This window comes from Microbulbifer sp. ARAS458-1, from assembly GCF_045348205.1.
GTDB lineage: Bacteria > Pseudomonadota > Gammaproteobacteria > Pseudomonadales > Cellvibrionaceae > Microbulbifer.
On record NZ_CP155838.1, the window covers coordinates 3,535,046 to 3,554,511 of the forward strand.

A 19,466-nucleotide genomic window follows, 5' to 3' on the forward strand; every position below is an offset into this window, starting at 1 on the left:
AATACATCATCCCTTGACTGCTCAAGTCTTTTCCCAAACGTCAGGGCTGGCCGGGAGTTTTATTCGGGTAGCAGGGTTCACGAGTATCCTCTCGGCAACCTGCCTTTCCGAATCTGTACTTGCTCAACAGTCTTACACTTCCAATAACAGCTATCCCTGCTCCAATGGCTCAGAAGTTGTAGCTCCGGATCGTCTGGGAGACAAAGCAATTGGAATATGCGGCTTGAATTCACTCAGTGAAGCGAGCGGCGACATCCAGGAAATTATAAATTCTTTTACAATTCGCAGTTGCTGGGCCTGGTGGGAGGGCAATCAATACACCACCGCCTATTGTGAAGAGCCTCGTGGTTTTTCGGTCGAGCTTTATGGCGATACCAATGCCGATGGCGACTTTGTCCTTACAGGGCCCGCGGGAAGTATACCGGTCGACATTCGATTCCGGCATGAGCCCGACGGCAGTGAATATCGATTCCAGGCAAACAATCAGAGTCAGGAATTTTCCGGTGCGGCCAACGGCGCCCAGATTCCGGTCAAGATTATCGTAACCCCCAAATCCGGAACCTTCCCCCCCGGTGAATACGAGGGGAATTTTTCTTTCGCGCTATACCAATGCAGGGGAACCTGGAATGGCGGCGACTGTAGGGGAGCAGATTCCAATGGTAAAGCCAACCTTTCCCCGCCACTCGACTTTGGCGTTCGCCTAACGTCGAGCGCTCGAATCCAGATTACCGGACTCGAGGATATGCAATTGATCTCTACCGGAGAAGACATAGATGCGAGCCAACGCTTCTGCGTTTACACCTCTGATGGCTCTGAATTTCGGCTAAAAGCGGATAGTCAATACGGTAGTGGGATTTTCGCGCTAAAAAGCCAAACTTCCGCTCAAACAATTGAGTATGACTTGAGAACCTGGGCCCTGATTGGCCCCAGAAGACGGGCGCGTCTTGATGAAGGTGTGTTTACACGAAATACCTGGCATGGGCACCCGCAAAAAGCGTGCAATGCCGGAGCCGATGAGAATATGCTATTGGAACTGCGCATTCCATCTGACCGCCTTCAGTCATTGGATTCAACATCCTACCATGACACGCTGACATTAACCGTTGAGGCGGAATGACCTTCAAGGAACGGCAAGCTGGACCGTGGTTGAGCCGTCTCCCGTAGCGGCATTGAAACGCAAAAATGCGGTACCCGGGTTCGGGCCTTGCTGCGCATAATTAATCGTCACTTTCTCATCAGGGTATACCCGGTTAGTAATATCCAACGGCTCACAGGATTCATCGTCTGTGCAGTAGAATACCTCGCTAACCTGTGCGTTGATATTACCGGTATTGGTAAGAATCAATTGCTCCCCGGAACGTAACAGCTCAAACTCATAGGATCCATTTTTGGGCTGAACAAATACTAATGCTTGATAAGCGATCAGTATTTTCAACGCCATTTTGTCACTCTTGATATCACCGACCACCGGTTTGAAGGTCACCCGGTAGACCTTTTCCCGGTCCAGGTTTTTATCCAGTGACATCAAGCGAAAACGCTTTCTTGTTCCAGGTGCCAACACCGCTTTTGCAGGGTTTACCAATAGGCGGAAATCTTTGGGGTCAGTGATTCGCACCCGCTGCTCATCGGGCTGACCCGGGTTATCGACCCGAAAGATCTCGGTTTGCAGGTAAAGAGGCTCCTGATCGGGGTTTGAAACCAGAATATCATCTCGGGAGTTCGGTTGATCGTTCAGATAGACGATGATCTTGTCCAGGGACATTGCTGCCAACGCAGGGTTGGCAATGAGGAGGAGCAGGAGAAATGCAAACTTTTTCATAGCTTCTGAGCAGCTGTCTATTCGGTCTGAAAGTGGCATCTATATATTCTATCGCCACAACTACATCAGAGCTACTATCGGCGCTTATTCCGCCACAATAAAGATGACTTTACCCGTGGAGGATTCAGACACTGGCATGCAGTTTTGGCGCATATTTACCGCCACCATTTCAGGGCCAGCTGCTGCATCCAGGTCGCGAACAAAGAGTTGATATGTGTTGAAGGGCAAATGGTGCAAACACAGTGTGCCGCCACTTTTGGAGGTCGAGGTTGTGAAAGTCGTCTTGACCGGCATTCGCAGTGTAATTTTCGCTGACGCCTGAGCCGTCGTCTGTGCGTGACCATGCGTCTGCAGTATCGCCACTGCCAATAGCAATGTCCACACTCGCCACCTTACAAACCCCATAGCACGGTTCTCCAGCCCGTTACAAGCAGCCGAAGCCAATTCAACCGATCGACCCGGTCCACTCAGTGTAGACAGGGAATTACGGAACAAGTCGAGATGGCAGACCGCTCGACGTCGATATCTGCATTATTAAAAATAATATCGACGTAAGAGGTAGAAGCTTTAGCAGGTTTATGAGCAAAACCTGTTTTGTGAGAAAAAAATCTCACATCGGGAAACAATGATTAAAGTGACGTACTCTCGCTTCGCCGTTAAACCAGTTGCTCAATAACATCCGGATGATGCTTGGCAAGTGCGGCGCATTTCTTTCGAGTCTTGCCGGCCCGTGAAGGCGGCTGACAAATACCACAGATAAAATTATGACTCGGTGTATGCGCGTGGTTCACAAACTTGCCGCTACAACTCGTACAGGATGACAGCTCAAACAGTCCGCTTTCAAAGAAGCGAATCAACGTCCAGGCTCTGGTCAGGCCGAGCACCGGCTCATCATTTTCATCGTCTGCCAGCTCCAGATACAGGCGATATGCTTTGATGAAGCCCTCCATGCGCTCGCACCCCTGCTCCTCCGTCAAGCGTAAATAGATTCCGTAGAAGAGCGAGGAGTGAATATTCGGCATCCAGGTGGTAAACCAATCGGTCGAGAAAGGTAACATTCCCTTGGGCGGGGACATTCCTCGCACTTCTTTATACAGCCGGATCAGGCGCCCCCGGCTAAGATCGGTTTCTGACTCTAACACCTGTAAACGGGCATTCAGTTCAATCAACTCAATCGCAAGCTGAACTTGCTGCATTTCATTGAGCAGGCTTTTTTCTGTCATGACATACAACTCAATTGACGTTAGAAGACATCAAAAGTGCCGTATGTATATGGCTCAGGTTTTCCGCGCGCTTGTTGCTAGTAAGCTGCTCAAGCTGGATCGGATTTTCCAGATTAAGTCTGAATAAAAACTGGTTCGAACGTGCGAGCCGGGTGAGCTGTTTGGCAGTCAGCGAAACGATTTTTGTAGCCAGCGTTTCATCCACCTTGAGACGGAAACGCGCGGTTGCAAAATCTTCCTTAAGTAAGCGCTGAGCGAGAAGCAGGTAACTAAGATTGATCTCTTGAATTTCGTTGATTGCACTATCCTGCATGGCTATCGTACTCCTTCAATCTTTTTTATTGGCAACCAGAATTTCTGGCAAGCACTTAATGCATCCAAAGTCGAAGGGCTTCTCGCATTTGACTCCTTTCTATTTTTGAGCGGCCCCTACCTTTCGGTACCGCTCAGCCATCCTTTCAACAGGATGCATGCATCCTGTTGACCTTCCCTAGTATGAGTCTGAGCCGTGCAGTGCAGGGCAACACCCCCCCCGCAAACTGACACAGCGCCCCACTCAAATTGCCACCACTTCGCCTCAACGTCCAACCGTTAATGGATGTTTGACGACGCTCCACAAACCCCTGGAGCTTCGGTTTTAAGATCACAACGCCATTAGCGAACTAATCGGCGAAGTAAAATTAAAGCCCAAACCGTTAGCTGAGTCACATTTTTACTGTGCGTTCGTTCAACTTATGAGAAAAATTACCACAACTGTAATCCTTCTGCATACTACTTTTGTAGGAAATTTACGAAAAAGAGACTTAATTGACTTTCATTCTCAACCGCTAGGGGACTTCGGGCGATCTTCTCGGAACTGAGTATCTACTTCCAATATCCATGCCACCAATTCCACTACGGTCTGGAATACCTCATCCGGGATTTTCTCTCCCCAGTCCAACTGAGCAAGCAACGCAAAGAGCTCTGGCGCTTGATGGGTGAACAGGTTTTCTTTAACTGCCGCAGCGATGACCTCATTGATAATCTGACCACCATCGGTACCGATTTTTGCGTCCAGTCCCTTTGACAAAGCACCGCCAGCAGGCCCTTTTCCATACAAATCGCTCATTTGACAACCACGACATTTATGATCACCTTATGAAATCTAACGATCTCGAGCTTGCCTTTCAGAACAGCAACCGCGGCATTAATCCGATCAGCCGCTATTTGGGTCGCAGCTCTCACTTCCAGCTCTAGCAATGAGCCGGACACCTTTAAAACAAGGGTCACCGGTCCTAGGGACTCCATTTGTAGGGCGACCTCCAGATGCCAGGTAGCACACTGCTCGACCGTTCTGGGTTGCCGATAGGGAACTTCAGGTTGCTCATCAAATGGCGGGGTCAACCGGATTTCCACGAACACACCAGGCCATAGCTCTCCGTGCCAAATGAGTGAGCGCGTCGCCAGCAGGTCCAATTGCTTACCAATTAACCGCTGTAGATCTTTACCCAGGCCGCTATCGGTTTTGCTCTCACTCAGCCAAAGAGCCATTTGAGGCTCCCGCTGAAGTAACGTTTTGTCCCGAATACCTCGATACCAGGCAACCAGGTGGGATTCGTAAAATAGGCCGCTGAACACAACACTTGCTTTCAACAGTGATGCAACTTCGCTTGCCTCCGACCCACCGATAGCAACTGCCCCGCTAGGTGAAACGCTAGCGCTTACCACTTGCCGTTCGAGAATAGTGGAAATGTATTGCGCAGCTCGACTCAGATATACCTTATCAACAGGGTAGTGAGTACTAACTGCCCCCAAACGAATTTCCCCGGATTTGGACGACACACCCTGTGCATAGGGTGGCGCAGCATGCTGGTTCAGACGAGCATCACTACGCACTGCATGAACACTCCGCGTGGCGTCGATCGGTTTGACTGGTTTCAACGCGCGATCACGAGGTGCCGTTTCAACGCGCTTGCCGAGCACCTGGTGTAGAAGGGTGTCCAGCAACGTATTGATACCACTCATTGGGGCGCGGAATTTAGTGGTATTACTGTGCCGTAGGCTCTGGACAGGTCACGCTTTCGGGTATTGGTACCAATCAACTCCTGGAGTTCAGTCTGGCGCTGCTCAAGTCGCTGACGTATTTCAAGATCCTGTTCCAGGATCTGTTCAAGCAGTTCCATTTTTCGCTTGCGCTCCCGATCGCTTAGTTGCAACCGAGCTTCCGCATTCGCAAGAGTTTCCACTTCAATAGCGTAATTGGTTTGCTCTTCTACCAGCCTGAACCAGTCACGCGCGTGTACGAAGGCGAGCATGCGGGAAGATCGCGCGAGTAACTCTGTATAGCCCGCGAGGATTGCCGTTGGGGACGATAACGAGGACTCTCTTGTTTTGGACTTATTTTCCATTAGCCGTCCCCGGATCTATATCATTCCAGGCGGAGGCAATTTCGCCGAGTAATCGGCGCGCCTCGTTGAGGTCCTCTTCGCTATTTCTCAGGTTTGCCGTTAGAAGTTTTTCCGCAATATATTCGTACAGAGATGCCAGATGTTGTGCGAGTTCACCACCACGTTCAAAATCCAGCGCCGCCAGAAGACCCTTGTTCACAATGTCGATCGCTTTCGAGATGGCACGGCCTTTTTCCGCCACATTCCCATCTCTCAGATGAACCATCGCTGTGCCAATTGCAGTATCTGCGCCTTGAAATAGCAGCACAATCAAACGATGTGGGCTAGCTGATAGTACGTCACTTTCCAGCCCTACCCGCGCATAACTGGCAGCGCCTTGCGCCCGGTTATTCACTCTTTTTGCGTACAATCTCTCAACTCCTCAATATTCTTATTGTTTCAGCTGCGCGGCGAGTGCATCAAACTGCTGCGTGAGATATGAACTCGTCGAATTCATTTGCGCGATCAGACTGTCTAGCTGACTAAATTGTGTTCGATAACGTTCGATGGTACTTTCAATCTGCTGCTCCATGCGGTCATAACGCTGCCCCATTGCCTCGACACTCGTCTCAAGACCGCTAGTCGCATTTTCTATCAAGCCTCCCTCATCCATCATAGCGCCGAGAGCCTCCGCTACCCGATCAGCAAAACCTTCAGATTCTTCGGATTCCCCAGCGAATAGATTCGACAGCGCCCCAAGCTGATTGGCAACGAGATCCGTGACCTTTTCATCGTCGAGTGTTAGCGTTCCATCGACCTCCAGTGTTATCCCCAAATCGGCCAGTGAAGAAAATGTATCATCCGCAAGGGATCCCCCCACCAGCTCCCGCAATTGGGATTCAACACCCCGTACTGTGGCGTTACCTTGCAAGATACCGCCAACACCTGTTGCGCCATCAAATGAAGTGAGGTCAGATAAGGACCCCTGCAGGCTATTGTAGGCATCGACAAAATTAGACAGTTTCTTTTGGATACCGGCAGTATCCCTGGTAATTTCCAAGGTGGTGGTACCAGTCTCTTCCAGATTCAGGGTAACGCCCTGGATCGCTCCCTCCACCCGATTACTCTGAGACTGAATGGCGATACCGTTGATATCTAACTGCGCATTCTGGGCCGCAACTTCGGTAGCGGCATCCAGGGTAAGTGCATCGCCAAAGCCACCGGCAGAGAAGGAAACCGAGTCAATGGCCGCCTCGGTACCGGTTTGGGCGGAGGTCAACACCAGTCGATAAGGCTGGCCACTGCCATCGTTAACAATGGATGCAATTACTCCTGTATCCGCATCGTTAATCGCATCCCGAATATCTTCCAGTGAGCTATCCGCTTCACTTACGGAAACGCTAAACTGTTCACCATTTCCCAGCGTAAAATCAATACTACCGGCACCCAGGTCAGCACCCTGATCTACGACGCCGGTGCTAGCGATACTGTAGCTTCTCGCCCGTTGGACAACATCAACCTCGTAGGTACCAACCGGGGTATCCTCATTAGCGCTGATGGTCAATCCCTCTCCACTCAGGCTGGTTTTTACGCCGGCGAAGCTCCCCGGTTCACTGAGGGCAACAGCAGCATCCTTTACTTTCTCCAGTGCGCTTTCCAGAAGTCCAAAAGCGGATATTTTGGTCTCGTAGCTTTTTTGTTGCTGCAAGATAGGGGTTAACTTCTGGCGCTCAGCGGATTCCAGCTGATCCAGAAGACCGCTCAGATCCAGCCCCGAACCAATCCCCAAGGATGAAATGGTGGCCATTACGCCCTCCTTATATACAAAAGATTCAGCGCCTCTTAAGGGCTACCGGCGGCATAAGAATCGCCAATAAAATCCACATCGGCAGAATTGCAGCAGACTTTAGTGTTTCCTCTTCTCTCTGTTTACCCGCAGCGTACCCGACAGAAAATCAGAAATTTTCCGGAAAAATTAAAGTCCCGGCAGAGGTGGCCGAAAAATGGGGTAACGGCCAGCGCCGTTGTCTCAATTTCAAACGGTGACACACAGAGGGACACAACAATGTCAGTGATCAACACCAATATCACGGCCATGATTGGCCAGCAGAACCTGAGCAAATCTCAAAGCGCCCTGCAGACCTCTATGGAGCGCTTGTCCTCCGGTCTGCGCATCAACAGCGCCGCCGACGATGCAGCCGGTCAGGCCATCGCCAACCGTATGAGTGCGCAGATCACCGGCCTGTCTCAGGCTCAGCGGAATGCCAACGACGGCATCTCTGTTGCTCAGACAGCCGAAGGTGCTTTGAACCAGGTAAACGACAACCTGCAGCGCATTCGTGAACTGACGGTACAGGCGCAAAACGATACCAACTCCCAGAGCGACCTGGACTCCATTCAAGACGAAATCAATCAGCGTCTCTCCGAAATTGATCGTATATCCTCCGAGACCAACTTCAACGGCGTGAAGGTTCTTTCCGAGGACCGCAGCTTTACCATTCAAGTTGGCGCCAATGATGGCGAATCCATCAGTATCGATCTCAAGGAAATCAACGCACAGACTCTCGGAATGGAAAACTTCACTGTTTCGGGACTGTCTGACGAAATTACGGAACTGTCCGGTACCGATGCTAATGGCAATGAAGTCACCGCGGCTATCGACCTTTCCGGTATTGATGTCACCAACTTCGCAGCTACCGACGCTTCCGAACTCAAGCTTCGCTCATATACTGACGCCGGCGGCACTACTCAGTACGCGATTGAAGATACAGATGGCACCCTGGCGAAAATCGCTGCAGCGGATATTGATACTGATGCGACGTCCGCCACATTTGGTCAGATCACTGACTTCGCCGATGCTGCTGCAGTGGCAACTGCGAAAGACGCTTACGATACCGATGCAGAAGCCGGGCTGACCTCAACCGCCAATCCGTTGGCAGCTCTGGACACCGCCCTTAGCGACGTAGACGCACTGCGCTCCGACCTGGGTGCCATCCAGAACCGCTTTGAATCTGCGATCAACAACCTGAGTACTACCGAGACCAACCTGTCCGCCGCGCGCTCCCGTATCGAAGACGCAGACTACGCAGATGAAGTTTCCAACATGACCCGCGCGCAGATTCTGCAACAGGCCGGTACTTCCGTCTTGTCGCAGGCAAATCAGCTGCCGCAGAGTGTTCTGTCACTGCTGGGCTAAGCACCAACCCCGGGCCAGTGGCCCATCCTCTCGGCCCCTATTCAGGGGCCTTTTTTATGTCTAAATAAAAAAGCAGGCTGTTACACCTGCATATTCATAATGTCTTTATACGCGGTCAGTAAGCGGTTGCGCACCTGCACACCAAGTTCAAACCCAATGCTGGCCTTCTGCCCGGCAATCATTACCTCATGCAAGGCTACACCCGGGTCACCAGACTGAAAGGCCCGCGCTTTCGCTGCACTTTCGGTCTGCAGCGTATTTATCCGCTCCAGACTGTCTTTCAATACAGTGCCAAAACTACTACTCGACGACAGATCGGTACCCACCATCGGAAGATCAAAGGTGGTACGCGCCCCTGAAGCCTCACTCGCCAGTCCTCGCATCTGATTCAGCAAACCCAACATTTCCGGGTTAGCGGTTTGTATGGTCATGACTACGCCTCTTGAAATTTCGCAATGCAAAGGTAACAGCGCCCTGTATGCATCCAAGCAGGTAAATGGCGTTAAAAAACCGGCCTTTTCTTTCGATTGTTCGTTTCGGAGCTATTGATAATCATGTCACTGTTCCGGCCCGCCCATCAGGCGGACTTCAAACAATAGGAAGAATTTGCAGTAATGCCTTGCTTCACGCTCACCAGATCCTCTTCTCACCGCGGCGCACTGCCCCTATGAGTAGCACCCAAAATGCCTCAACTCACAGCGCAGGGACGGCGGCACAGACGCTAAACCAGTTGCCATCGCGGCTACTGGCAAATCCCCTGCTGATGCTTTTAGTCGGCGGCTCTGCTGCGTTTGCTCTGGTGGTCGCGATCCTCATGTGGTCGCAGGCTCCGCAGTATCGGGTCCTGTTCAGCAATATTAGCGAGGAGGATGGTGGCCGGATTATCAGCGAACTGGAGAGCCGCTCGATACCATACGAATTCAGTGCAGGTGGACGCACACTCATGGTTCCGGAGGACCAGGTGTACCGGCTTCGTCTGCAACTGGCAGAACAAGGACTCCCCAGCGGAGGAAATGCAGGCTTTGAAATAATGGACCGCCAGGCATTCGGTATCAGCCAGTTTGCCGAACGGGTCAACTTCCAGCGCAGTCTACAGGGTGAGTTAGCGAGCTCCATTGAATCACTGGGCCCGGTAGTTCGTGCACGCGTGCATATTTCCATGGCTAAACCGTCAGTGTTCATTCGCGAGCGTGAACCGGCGAAGGCATCGGTGATTTTGACCCTGGCACCGGGGCGCGTGCTGGGCGAAGGTCAGGCCAGCGCCATCGTACACCTGGTGTCCAGCAGTGTGCCGGACCTGAATGCAGAAAACATCACTCTGGTGGACCAGAATGGGCGCCTGTTGTCGCGCCCAGGAACCGATGAAGCCAGTCTTGACGGTACCCAGCTCGAGTATGTTCATACTCTCGAAGCAAGCTATCAGCAGCGTATCGAACGCATACTTGAACCACTTCTGGGCAGCCAGAATGTTCGTGCCCAGGTCACCGCCCAAGTAGATTTTGACCGCCGCGAAGAAACCAGCGAGCGCTATGCGCCCAATCAAGACGGACTCCCCGCGGCGGTACGCAGCAAGCAGCACAACTCCGATGTTGATGGAAATCCGCTGGATATGGGTGGCATTCCGGGTGCCCTGACAAATACTCCCCCGGGCTCTGCCCCATCGCCAATCGTGGCCAACGACGAAACTCAAGCTGAAGGGACCGAGCAATCTGAGGTGCAACGCCACATTCGCGAGGAGAGCCTGGTCAACTATGAGCTTGACCGTGACATCACTCATATTCAGCGGCAACGAGGGCGGGTCGAACGCCTGAGCGCCGCGGTAGTTGTGAACTATCAGGAATTGGTAGCTGAAGACGGTTCCGTTGATCAACAGCCACTAAGTCCGGATGACTTACAACATATCGAACAGCTTATTCGTCAGGCAATGGGCTATTCCGAGGCCCGGGGGGATGGGCTGGAAGTGGTAAACCTTCCATTCACCGTTGCCGATCAACAGGTGCTGCCCGAGCGCCCGTGGCATGAAGACCCCTTCTGGCGGCAGCTGATTCTCACCATGGCACGGTACCTGTTGGCTGGACTGACGCTTCTGTTCGTTTTCCGCTGGCTGGTACGACCTTTGGTGAACCGGCATCTGCAACTCAGTAAGCCCCCCGTCGCCATTCCAGCACCGCAAAACAATACGGTGCCTGCAAAGAGCAATGTCACTCAACCGGCGCAGGCGCAGACTGAAGGGGTTACATTTGAAGAAGACGAAGAGATCCCCGAACCCATACCCCGCCGCAAACGGCGCTCCTCCATTTACGAGCAGAGCCTGATGGACCTGCAGAGTATGGCGAAAGATGACCCCGCAATGGTCGCAATGATTGTACGCAGTTGGATACACCGGGATGACTAGTAATATTCACCTACAAAATGCCATTCAGAAAGAAAAGTCCATGACCAATATGCGCCGCAGCGCGATTTTGCTGTTGGCGCTGGATGAAGACTGTGCGGCAGAAGTATTCAAGCATTTGAGCGCACGAGAAGTGCAGGATATAAGCCAGGAAATGGCCTCCCTTCGCTCTGTCTCCCATGATGAGATGCGCTCTGTACTTCAGGATTTCAATACGGAATCTGAAGAATTCGGAGCATTGAATCTCTACTCCAGTGAGCGTATCCGAGCGGTGCTTACCAAAGCGCTCGGTAACGAACGCGCTTCCAGTCTGTTAGAGGATATTTTCGATATTACCAACGCGGACTCTGGCATCGACGCATTGAACATCATGGAGGCGAATAGTGTTGCCGAAATGATCCGCGATGAACATCCACAGATTATTGCCACTATTCTGGTACACCTGGAGCGACGCCAGGCCGCCTCAGTACTGGAATATTTTGAGGACAAACTGCGAGAGGATGTGGTACTTCGCATCGCGACCTTTAGTGGCGTACAGCCCGCGGCACTACAAGAGCTCACGGAAGTACTGACCAGTATGCTCGATGGTCAGAATCTCAAGCGCGCGAAAATGGGCGGTGCCCGCACCGCCGCGGAGATTCTGAATCTGATGAATTCAAGCGCAGAAGAAAATGTCATTGAACGTGTACGGGAACACAATGAAGATCTGGCCCAGAAGATCATCGACGAAATGTTCCTGTTTGAAAACCTTATCGATCTGGACAACCGCGCGATTCAGCTGGTCTTGAAGGAAGTGGAAACCAAGCAGCTGGTAACTGCTCTCAAAGGCAGTAAGCCAGGCCTTCTTGATAAGTTCCTGCACAATATGTCGAGCCGCGCTGGCACATTGCTTCGCGAAGAACTTGAGGCCAGCGGCCCTCTGCGCATGTCGCAGGTGGAGCGCGAGCGTAAAGCCATACTGCAGATCGTGCGCCGTCTCGCAGATAATGGGGAGATTGTATTAAGCGGTGGAGAAGAGGTTTATGTCTGAGGCTGTCACATGGCGCCGATGGCAGCCGGAAGACCTGAGTGGAGAGCGCGAACGACGCGACTGCATGCAAAAATCCTTGGCCAAAGAATTGGATGGGTTGCGCACTAGCGCCCGAGAGGAAGGCCATCAGCAGGGCTATGAAGCCGGCTATTCAGACGGCTATGCGTTGGGGCTCAGTGAGGGCCGCGCAGAAGGCATTGCAGAGACCGATCAGCAGCGCAAAATTCTTCTCGCTCCATTGGAGGAACTCGCTCGAAATTTCAGCCATGCACTGACTTCTATTGATGGCGAAATCGCCGAAGAAATTTCGAAACTCGCTCTGCTCGTTGGGCGCCATCTCGCAGACGAAGCATTGAAGGCCGACCCACAACAGGTCTGTGGGCTGGTACGTACCCTATTACGTGAGGAGCCGGTTACCAGCGATCAGGCCCGCCTTTGGTTACACCCGGAAGACCTACCTCTTGTGCAGACGGACCTCGGCAACGAATTGATCAGCGCGGGCTGGCGACTGGAACAGGACCCACGACTAACGCGTGGTGGCTGCCGTGTCACAACTTCAAGCGGCGAGCTAGATGCGACCCGTGAGACCCGCTGGCAAGAAGTTTTGAAGCGCAGTCAGCTGCTTCCGCAGGGCCAAAGCCAGAACTCTGGAACAACTCCGTGAGCGCGCCTACCTCATCCACTCATACTCTTCGCTGGCAGCGGAGCCTCAACGCCACAGCACAATGCATAGAACTGGCGCCACGCTACAGGAGCAGCGGAAAGGTTGTACGCGCGACGGGCCTGGTTCTGGAAGTGGTCGGACTGAAGATACCTCTGGGAAGCGGCTGTTCGATAGAGCTCGATCCATCTGGTGCATCGCAGCCCGCTTATGCAGAAGCCCAGGTGGTTGGCTTCAACGGCGAGCGGCTTTTCCTGATGCCACTGGAAGAGATCAGTGGACTCACACCCGGTGCGAGAGTTTTCCCACTGGGTGGCACTGGAGCCCGCCTCTTCCCTCTTGGCGAGCAGCTGCTCGGACGAGTGGTAGATGGTAGCGGCCGCCCCTTAGATAGCGGCCCGGAATTTGATTTTTCTGAGAGTGCTGGACTCTCAGCAACACCATTCAATCCACTCAACCGCACACCGATTCATGAACAGATTGATGTTGGTGTTCGGACTATCAACGGTCTACTGAGTGTCGGCCGCGGGCAGCGCCTTGGTCTTTTTGCCGGCTCCGGTGTCGGCAAGTCGGTACTGCTGGGGATGATGGCACGTTATACCAGCGCAGATGTAATTGTTGTGGGCCTGATTGGTGAGCGTGGTCGAGAAGTTAAGGATTTTATTGACAATATTCTTGGTGACGAGGGAAGACGCCGCGCGGCGGTAGTGGCTGCCCCCGCAGATACATCTGCACTCCAGAGATTACAAGGCGCCGCCTATGCCACACGCATAGCGGAGCACTTTCGTGACGAAGGAAAAAGTGTACTACTGATTATGGACTCCCTCACCCGCTACGCCATGGCACAACGGGAAATCGCCCTCGCCATCGGGGAGCCACCAGCTACAAAAGGCTATCCGCCTTCGGTATTTGCGCAGCTGCCAGTCCTTGTTGAGCGCGCAGGCAATGGTGAGAACGGTGGCTCTATCACAGCCTTCTACACGGTTCTGGCTGAGGGGGACGACCAGCAGGATCCGATTGCAGATGCGGCCCGCGCAATTCTGGACGGCCATATCGTGCTTTCTCGAAGTCTCGCTGAATCCGGGCATTACCCGGCTATCGACATAGAAGCATCCGTCAGTCGCGCTATGAGCGCCATCGTTGACGACAACCATCAACGTGCGGCCCAGCGACTCAAGCAATTGTTCTCCCGCTATCAGCGGAATCGCGACCTGATCAGCGTTGGCGCTTACAGCCCAGGGCACGATCCCGAGTTGGATCAGGCGGTACAGCGGTACCCATACATTGAACAGTTTTTGCAACAACGAATGAATGAACGCGCCGATATTACATCCTCGACTGCTGCGCTGAATGGGCTGCTGCAGGCAACATCTCAGCCAGGAGGTAGAAAATGACTTCCTCAGAGCCACTCGAAATCCTGATCGACCAAAGCCGCAAAGCGCGAGATAGCGCGGGGCGGGTGCTGGCTGAAGAGCGCAATGCGCACGAACAAACCACCGGGCAACTGGAGGCGCTACAGCGATATCGCAGTGAATACTGTGAACGGCTTCAGCAGGCCATGGCTATGGGAATCAATGCGTCGACCCTTGCAGACTATAACCGCTTTATCAGCTCCCTCGATGACGCCATTACCCAGGCGAGAAGCCTGCAAATTCAACAGCAGGACAGGGTCGAATCCAGTAGCGAGCACTGGCGCCACCATCAAAGCAGGCTCACATCTTTCAGCACACTGAGAACCCGGCGCGTGCAGCTGGAGCAACAACAGGATGCCCGCCGTGAGCGTCGACAGACCGATGAGATCACTCAGAATTTGATCGCCCGCCGCGCAAGCGGCGATGCCAAGAACCCATTTTAACGAAATAACCGCTTCGGAATTACCGCTCATGGATATGAATGCACTACTTGCCAAGGCACCCATCAAGTCGACAAGCAGCAGGCCGGCACATGGCGCGCCCGGAAACAGCACTAGCGAAGTTCCGAAGAGTGAGAAGCCATTTGCACAAAACCTGAAATCCGCCATTCAGGCTGCAACAGGTAGCCCGTCGCGATCCACAATGCTACCCGGCCAACTGCCTGTTATAGAAACGGCTGTGGAAGGGATATCGAGCCATGATAACTTGCGCGCGCTACTGGCCGGGCATACTTCCGCGCAAGATAACGAACAGCTGCCGAAAACGGAGCTTGAGGAGTTAGTGCAGGACGATCCCGATCTCCTGGCGCCCTCGGCACTGACCACCATCTCCAACCTAGTGCCGTCAAATACGGCGGCCACAGACACGCACAAGCCCCAAGCGATCCTGGCTTCAACACCACCTATGGGCAACGGCCAGCAGCAGACCGCATTGTCATCAACGCCCGAAGCATCGCCGGACAATGTACGGGGTCTTGGTACTCCGGATATTGCCAACCACCCACGTGCCATGCCCCAGGGTACAAATCTCGAACCAGCGGCCAACGGGGAACTGAATTCATTGCAGGAATCAGTCACCGGAAAGCCCTCACCACCTGAATCGTTTACTACTCGAATCTTTACGGGCGACGGACATAATTCTCAATCGCTTACACATCAACCTACCCCTTCACCAATCGTAACTTCCACATTTACCGATTCTGCGGGGCCCATTGCCCGATCTGCTGCGGGCTCCGGGCTGGCTTTGACAACACCTTTGGGATCAGAGGTATGGGGCCAGGAATTCAGCCAACATCTGCTGACCATGGCACACCGGGGAGACAAACAGGTAGATCTGCATCTTCACCCACGTGAACTGGGCTCCCTTACTGTCAGCCTGAACCTGGATGACCAGGGGGTGCGAGCACAGTTCCTCACAGCAAATGCTGCGGTGCGTAGTGCCGTGGAACAGGCAATACCGCAGTTGCGGGAAACACTCGCGCAGCAAGGGGTTGCCCTGGGTGAGACATCCGTGGGCCAGCAACAACAGCAGACGCCCCAACAGCAGCATTCTGGCCGCGATCTGGGTGAAAGTAGCGCTATACCCAACGAATTCAGTTCTGCCGACAAATCCAATGACGAAAAACAGACTGTGGTGCACACAGCTCTCGGCTCCCGTGCGAGTGGAATCGACCTTTACGCCTGAGCAACCAAGAACCCTGACTTCCCACCTGATTTCCGTGCCACCTACTTTGGTAACGCCAAAACCTTGAGATGGGCCCAATTCCTGGGCCTTTTCTTTCCTTCAATGGCGTGCCACGACGGCATACTCCCCGCATCCCATAAACAAAATATCAAGAATGGGAGCGTGCTGTTTTCCACACGTTGCTTCTCATTCACCCAGCAGGGCTATGTTTAATAAGGCACATCAGTATGACTGAAGACACTTCTGGACAACCTCGCGGCCTGGTCTGGCTGGCTACGATTGGGGTTTTACTGATTAGCATCTTGGTAGGGCTCAACCTCTACCTGTTACTACGCGATGAAGGCCACGCGACGTCTACAGCCGTAGTTCAGGAAGAGTCTCCGAATCGCTCAGACAATCCGATTTTTGTACGAATAGACCCCTTTACCGTGAACCTTCAGGGTGATCAGATGGCCAATCGTCTCCTCTACGTTGGGCTTTCATTGCAGGTTGGAAACAACGAAACCCGAGATTTCCTTCTGGAGCACATGCCTCAGGTACGTAGCCGGCTACTGATCTTGCATTCGTCTCAGTCACCGGCGGGGCTCGCGACGCTGGAAGGTAAGCAAAACCTGGTGCAAGGAATCCTCAACACCCTCTCAGAACCAATGAGTAAAAAGCAACCGGCACTACTCATCGATGATGTTCTTTTTACCGAGTTCATCGTGCAATAGGCAGTATTCATATGTCCCAGGATGATCTCCTTTCCCAGGAAGAAATTGATGCGTTGCTGCATGGTGGTGATGGCGATAGCGGTGATAGCACTATCAGCAGCGCCGACGGCCCGCAGATGCGCCCATACGACCCGGCATCCCAGCAACGTGTTATCCGCGAGCGGCTTCACAGTATCGATGTTATTAATGAGCGGTTTGCACGGAATTTTCGCGTGAGTCTGTTCAATCTGATTCGCCGCTCTGCGGACATTACCGTTGAGTCAGTGCGCTACCAGAGTTTTAAGGATTTTGCACGCAACCTTCCGGTGCCCACCAACCTCAACCTGATTGCAATGAAGCCACTGCGGGGCACCGGCCTTATGGTGTTCCCCCCAGCAATGGTCTTTATGGTAGTGGACAGTCTATTCGGCGGGGACGGTCGTTTTGTTACCCGCTCCGAAGGTAGGGAATTTACCAATACAGAGCAACGTGTAATCCAGCGAGTGCTCGACCTTGCAATCAATGCCTACCAGGATTCATGGCGGTCGGTTTATCCGTTGCAGATAAGTTATCTGCGCTCGGAACTTCAGGCACGTTTCGCCAATATTACCAACTCGCCGAACGAAATCATCGTCAACACCAATTTTCATCTGGAAGTGGGGAATCTTTCGGAGCGATTTCAGATTTGTATGCCCTATTCCATGATAGAGCCTTTGCGCGATCTTCTAGCCAACCCGGTAGTTGACGGGCGCGACCCGGGAGATCAGACCTGGAATCGGCGTATGGCAGGGGAAATCCGACAGTCTGAGGTCGAGCTGGTCGCCGAGTTCGCAAACATTCCCAGTCGTATCGGAAAAGTACTGGCACTACAACCGGGCGACATATTGCCCATCGACCTACCAACCAGTGTAACTGCGCGGGTGGACGGCGTACCGGTATTGGAATGCGAGTACGGCAGCCGCAATGGCCTGAGTGCCCTGCGCGTGAATAAAGTCATCGAACGCAGCCCATCACGGCCAACATCCCTGATCAGTAATTTTAACGCGGGCTTGGCCCCGCAACGTGAGGAATCCGAAGCATGAGCGACAGTGATCAAGCGGAACCAAAAAACACAGCACAGGAACCCGATAACTGGGCGGCAGCGATGGCAGAGCAACTGACAGACGGCGCTGAAGATGCGTGGTCAGAAGCGCTATCGGAGCAGGAGAATTCTGAAAGCGGCGCGCGTAGTGCTGCTGATCAGGTATTCAAGCCACTGGAAAATAACAGTGCGGGAGGTGCTGCGCGAGATCTCGAGATGGTGATGGACATTCCGGTGAAACTGAGTGTCGAGCTGGGGCGCACCCGTATCACTATCAAACAACTACTCGAACTGGCCCAGGGCTCTGTAATTGAGCTGGACGGACTCGCTGGTGAACCCATGGATATCCTGATCAATGGCTATCTGGTTGCACAGGGCGAAGTGGTCGTTATTGAAGAGAAGTACGGTATTCGGATTACTGAAATTGTTACTCCCCAAGAACGTATTCACAAGCTGAACCGGTGAACGGAGTGAATTCTGCAAGCAGCGAATCGGTCATTGGACTGGCTGTGCTGGGCAAGGTAGCCGGAGTTCTGATTGCGCTTATTGCCTTTATTCTGTTGTGTGCCTGGCTGACTCGTCGCCTCGCACCTGGACTTGCCAGTACCCACAATGGACCTCAGATGGATATTGTAGCCACTAAGGCACTGGGTACACGGGAAAAGGTCGTAGTTCTGCGGGTCGAAAACCAGTGGCTGGTGCTTGGCGTTGGCGGTGGGCAGGTCAGCTGCTTGCATACACTCGAGGCTACACCCTCATCACCTCAGGTTAATACCCCGAAAAAAAGTCCCGATAGTTTTGCTGAGCGCTTCGCGCACGCTTTAACAAAAAACCTGCGTGGCCGAGGACAAGGCTCGTGAAAATAGCCAATGCGATTCAAGAAGGTTTTCCGCGGACAAAAACGCTGCTACTCCTATTTATTGGCGTTTGGTCTTCCGGCAGCTTGGCACAAGGTGCGGATATCACCGGTCTTATCAGTCAGCCAACCGCGGGAGGTGGCCAGCAGTGGTCGATCAAACTTCAGACCCTATTGCTACTCACCAGCCTGGCGTTTCTGCCCGCAATTCTTCTGATGATGACCTGCTTCACCCGTATCATTATTGTGTTGGGACTTCTGCGTACGGCAATGGGCACACAGGCTGCGCCCCCCAATCAGGTGATCCTAGGGATCACTCTGTTCCTGACCTTTTTTGTCATGTCGCCAGTATTAGACAAAGTGTACAAGGAGGCATGGCAGCCACTCACACGAGACGAGATCCAATTTGAGGAATTTCTGCATCGTGGCAGCGAGCCGATGAAACAGTTCATGCTGGCACAGACCCGCGAGCCGGATATCGCATTGTTTGTCCGCCTGGCCGATGTGGGTCCGCTGCAGGGGCCGGAAGCAGTGCCACTGCGTGTGTTGCTACCAGCATTTGTCACTAGTGAGCTGAAAACGGCATTTCAGATCGGCTTTACGATTTTCATTCCCTTTCTGATTATCGATCTTGTTGTGGCCAGCGTGCTTATGGCGTTGGGTATGATGATGGTCCCTCCCGCCACTATTTCCCTGCCGTTCAAATTGATGCTTTTTGTTCTAGTCGATGGCTGGCAACTATTGATCGGATCTCTCGCACAGAGCTTTTTCCCATGACTGCAGAAACCGTAATGAACCTCGCCTATCAGGCAATGCTGGTAGCCCTGTCCCTCGGCGCACCCATGCTGATCACCGCGCTATTAGTAGGGTTGCTGGTCAGCCTGTTTCAGGCCGCGACCCAGATCAATGAAATGACACTCTCATTTATTCCGAAAATTCTCGCAGTATTTGCTGTTCTCGTGATTACCGGTCCGGCGCTTCTGGCATTGATTGTCGATTACACACGCACACTGTTCCAGAATATCCCCCTGCTGGTCTCCTGAATTCGGCATATT

24 protein-coding genes are annotated in these 19,466 nt (G+C 52.9%); 14 read left to right on the forward strand and 10 right to left on the reverse strand.

Going from position 1 to position 19,466, the window contains the following annotated elements:
• The first annotated feature begins 13 nt into the window (after positions 1-13).
• Positions 14-1,117: a hypothetical protein gene (locus tag AAFH99_RS14695; RefSeq protein WP_156035246.1), complete on the forward strand. Its 1,104-nt coding sequence runs from the start codon at positions 14-16 to the stop codon at positions 1,115-1,117.
• A gap of 3 nt (positions 1,118-1,120) precedes the next feature.
• On the opposite strand, the gene AAFH99_RS14700 is transcribed toward AAFH99_RS14695, so the two are convergent.
• The 9 genes from AAFH99_RS14700 to fliD all read right to left on the reverse strand — a co-directional run bounded on the left by AAFH99_RS14700 (position 1,121) and on the right by fliD (position 7,215).
• Positions 1,121-1,819, reverse strand: coding sequence for a molecular chaperone (locus AAFH99_RS14700; RefSeq protein WP_051687120.1), 699 nt, complete (start codon positions 1,817-1,819; stop codon positions 1,121-1,123).
• Between the two features lie 84 nt (positions 1,820-1,903).
• Positions 1,904-2,203: a hypothetical protein gene (locus AAFH99_RS14705; protein WP_406828086.1), complete on the reverse strand. Its 300-nt coding sequence runs from the start codon at positions 2,201-2,203 to the stop codon at positions 1,904-1,906.
• Positions 2,204-2,475: 272 nt separating this feature from the next.
• Positions 2,476-3,042: a flagellar transcriptional regulator FlhC gene (gene flhC / locus AAFH99_RS14710; protein ID WP_043320298.1), complete on the reverse strand. Its 567-nt coding sequence runs from the start codon at positions 3,040-3,042 to the stop codon at positions 2,476-2,478.
• A 10-nt stretch (positions 3,043-3,052) separates the two neighbouring features.
• Positions 3,053-3,355, reverse strand: a complete 303-nt coding sequence (gene flhD / locus AAFH99_RS14715) for a flagellar transcriptional regulator FlhD (RefSeq protein ID WP_043318849.1) — start codon at positions 3,353-3,355, stop codon at positions 3,053-3,055.
• Between the two features lie 507 nt (positions 3,356-3,862).
• Complete coding sequence (locus tag AAFH99_RS14720; RefSeq protein ID WP_406828087.1) at positions 3,863-4,150, reverse strand: hypothetical protein; 288 nt, start codon at positions 4,148-4,150, stop codon at positions 3,863-3,865.
• Positions 4,147-5,046: a flagellar hook-length control protein FliK gene (locus AAFH99_RS14725; protein ID WP_406828088.1), complete on the reverse strand. Its 900-nt coding sequence runs from the start codon at positions 5,044-5,046 to the stop codon at positions 4,147-4,149. Before AAFH99_RS14725 ends, AAFH99_RS14720 begins: the two co-directional genes overlap by 4 nt.
• Positions 5,043-5,429, reverse strand: a complete 387-nt coding sequence (locus tag AAFH99_RS14730; protein WP_043318853.1) for a flagellar protein FliT — start codon at positions 5,427-5,429, stop codon at positions 5,043-5,045. The genes AAFH99_RS14725 and AAFH99_RS14730 overlap by 4 nt, the downstream gene beginning before the upstream one ends.
• Positions 5,419-5,838 (reverse strand): flagellar export chaperone FliS, encoded by a 420-nt coding sequence (gene fliS / locus AAFH99_RS14735; protein WP_043318855.1) that lies wholly within the window; start codon positions 5,836-5,838, stop codon positions 5,419-5,421. Before fliS ends, AAFH99_RS14730 begins: the two co-directional genes overlap by 11 nt.
• 21 nt (positions 5,839-5,859) lie before the next feature.
• Complete coding sequence (fliD, locus tag AAFH99_RS14740; RefSeq protein ID WP_406828089.1) at positions 5,860-7,215, reverse strand: flagellar filament capping protein FliD; 1,356 nt, start codon at positions 7,213-7,215, stop codon at positions 5,860-5,862.
• Between the two features lie 258 nt (positions 7,216-7,473).
• On the opposite strand from fliD, the gene AAFH99_RS14745 reads away from it, so the two are divergent.
• Positions 7,474-8,604, forward strand: coding sequence for a FliC/FljB family flagellin (locus AAFH99_RS14745; protein WP_043318858.1), 1,131 nt, complete (start codon positions 7,474-7,476; stop codon positions 8,602-8,604).
• Between the two features lie 80 nt (positions 8,605-8,684).
• On the opposite strand, the gene fliE is transcribed toward AAFH99_RS14745, so the two are convergent.
• Positions 8,685-9,035, reverse strand: a complete 351-nt coding sequence (gene fliE, locus AAFH99_RS14750; RefSeq protein ID WP_043318859.1) for a flagellar hook-basal body complex protein FliE — start codon at positions 9,033-9,035, stop codon at positions 8,685-8,687.
• 236 nt (positions 9,036-9,271) lie between these two features.
• Between fliE and fliF the strand changes: the two genes are divergently transcribed.
• The 12 genes from fliF to fliQ all read left to right on the forward strand — a co-directional run bounded on the left by fliF (position 9,272) and on the right by fliQ (position 19,454).
• A complete protein-coding gene (gene fliF, locus AAFH99_RS14755; protein ID WP_043318861.1) occupies positions 9,272-10,999 on the forward strand; it encodes a flagellar basal-body MS-ring/collar protein FliF in 1,728 nt (575 codons plus the stop codon).
• Positions 10,992-12,026, forward strand: coding sequence for a flagellar motor switch protein FliG (fliG, locus tag AAFH99_RS14760; RefSeq protein ID WP_051687122.1), 1,035 nt, complete (start codon positions 10,992-10,994; stop codon positions 12,024-12,026). The genes fliF and fliG overlap by 8 nt, the downstream gene beginning before the upstream one ends.
• A complete protein-coding gene (locus AAFH99_RS14765; protein ID WP_043318863.1) occupies positions 12,019-12,690 on the forward strand; it encodes a flagellar assembly protein FliH in 672 nt (223 codons plus the stop codon). Before fliG ends, AAFH99_RS14765 begins: the two co-directional genes overlap by 8 nt.
• On the forward strand, positions 12,687-14,081 hold the full coding sequence (gene fliI / locus AAFH99_RS14770) for a flagellar protein export ATPase FliI (RefSeq protein ID WP_406828090.1): 1,395 nt from the start codon (positions 12,687-12,689) through the stop codon (positions 14,079-14,081). The genes AAFH99_RS14765 and fliI overlap by 4 nt, the downstream gene beginning before the upstream one ends.
• Positions 14,078-14,542 carry a flagellar export protein FliJ gene (gene fliJ, locus AAFH99_RS14775; protein ID WP_406828091.1) on the forward strand — a complete coding sequence of 155 codons (465 nt, stop codon included), beginning with the start codon at positions 14,078-14,080 and terminating at the stop codon, positions 14,540-14,542. The genes fliI and fliJ overlap by 4 nt, the downstream gene beginning before the upstream one ends.
• 235 nt (positions 14,543-14,777) lie before the next feature.
• On the forward strand, positions 14,778-15,782 hold the full coding sequence (locus AAFH99_RS14780; protein ID WP_406828092.1) for a flagellar hook-length control protein FliK: 1,005 nt from the start codon (positions 14,778-14,780) through the stop codon (positions 15,780-15,782).
• A 227-nt stretch (positions 15,783-16,009) separates the two neighbouring features.
• Entirely contained in the window at positions 16,010-16,495 is a 486-nt protein-coding gene (gene fliL / locus AAFH99_RS14785) for a flagellar basal body-associated protein FliL (protein WP_043318870.1), read from the forward strand.
• Between the two features lie 11 nt (positions 16,496-16,506).
• Entirely contained in the window at positions 16,507-17,556 is a 1,050-nt protein-coding gene (gene fliM / locus AAFH99_RS14790; RefSeq protein WP_043318872.1) for a flagellar motor switch protein FliM, read from the forward strand.
• On the forward strand, positions 17,553-18,020 hold the full coding sequence (gene fliN, locus AAFH99_RS14795) for a flagellar motor switch protein FliN (protein ID WP_043318873.1): 468 nt from the start codon (positions 17,553-17,555) through the stop codon (positions 18,018-18,020). The genes fliM and fliN overlap by 4 nt, the downstream gene beginning before the upstream one ends.
• Before the next feature lie 5 nt (positions 18,021-18,025).
• On the forward strand, positions 18,026-18,415 hold the full coding sequence (gene fliO, locus AAFH99_RS14800) for a flagellar biosynthetic protein FliO (RefSeq protein ID WP_051687124.1): 390 nt from the start codon (positions 18,026-18,028) through the stop codon (positions 18,413-18,415).
• Complete coding sequence (gene fliP, locus AAFH99_RS14805) at positions 18,412-19,188, forward strand: flagellar type III secretion system pore protein FliP (protein WP_406828093.1); 777 nt, start codon at positions 18,412-18,414, stop codon at positions 19,186-19,188. Before fliO ends, fliP begins: the two co-directional genes overlap by 4 nt.
• A gap of 14 nt (positions 19,189-19,202) precedes the next feature.
• Entirely contained in the window at positions 19,203-19,454 is a 252-nt protein-coding gene (gene fliQ / locus AAFH99_RS14810) for a flagellar biosynthesis protein FliQ (RefSeq protein ID WP_369797829.1), read from the forward strand.
• Positions 19,455-19,466: the final 12 nt, after the last annotated feature.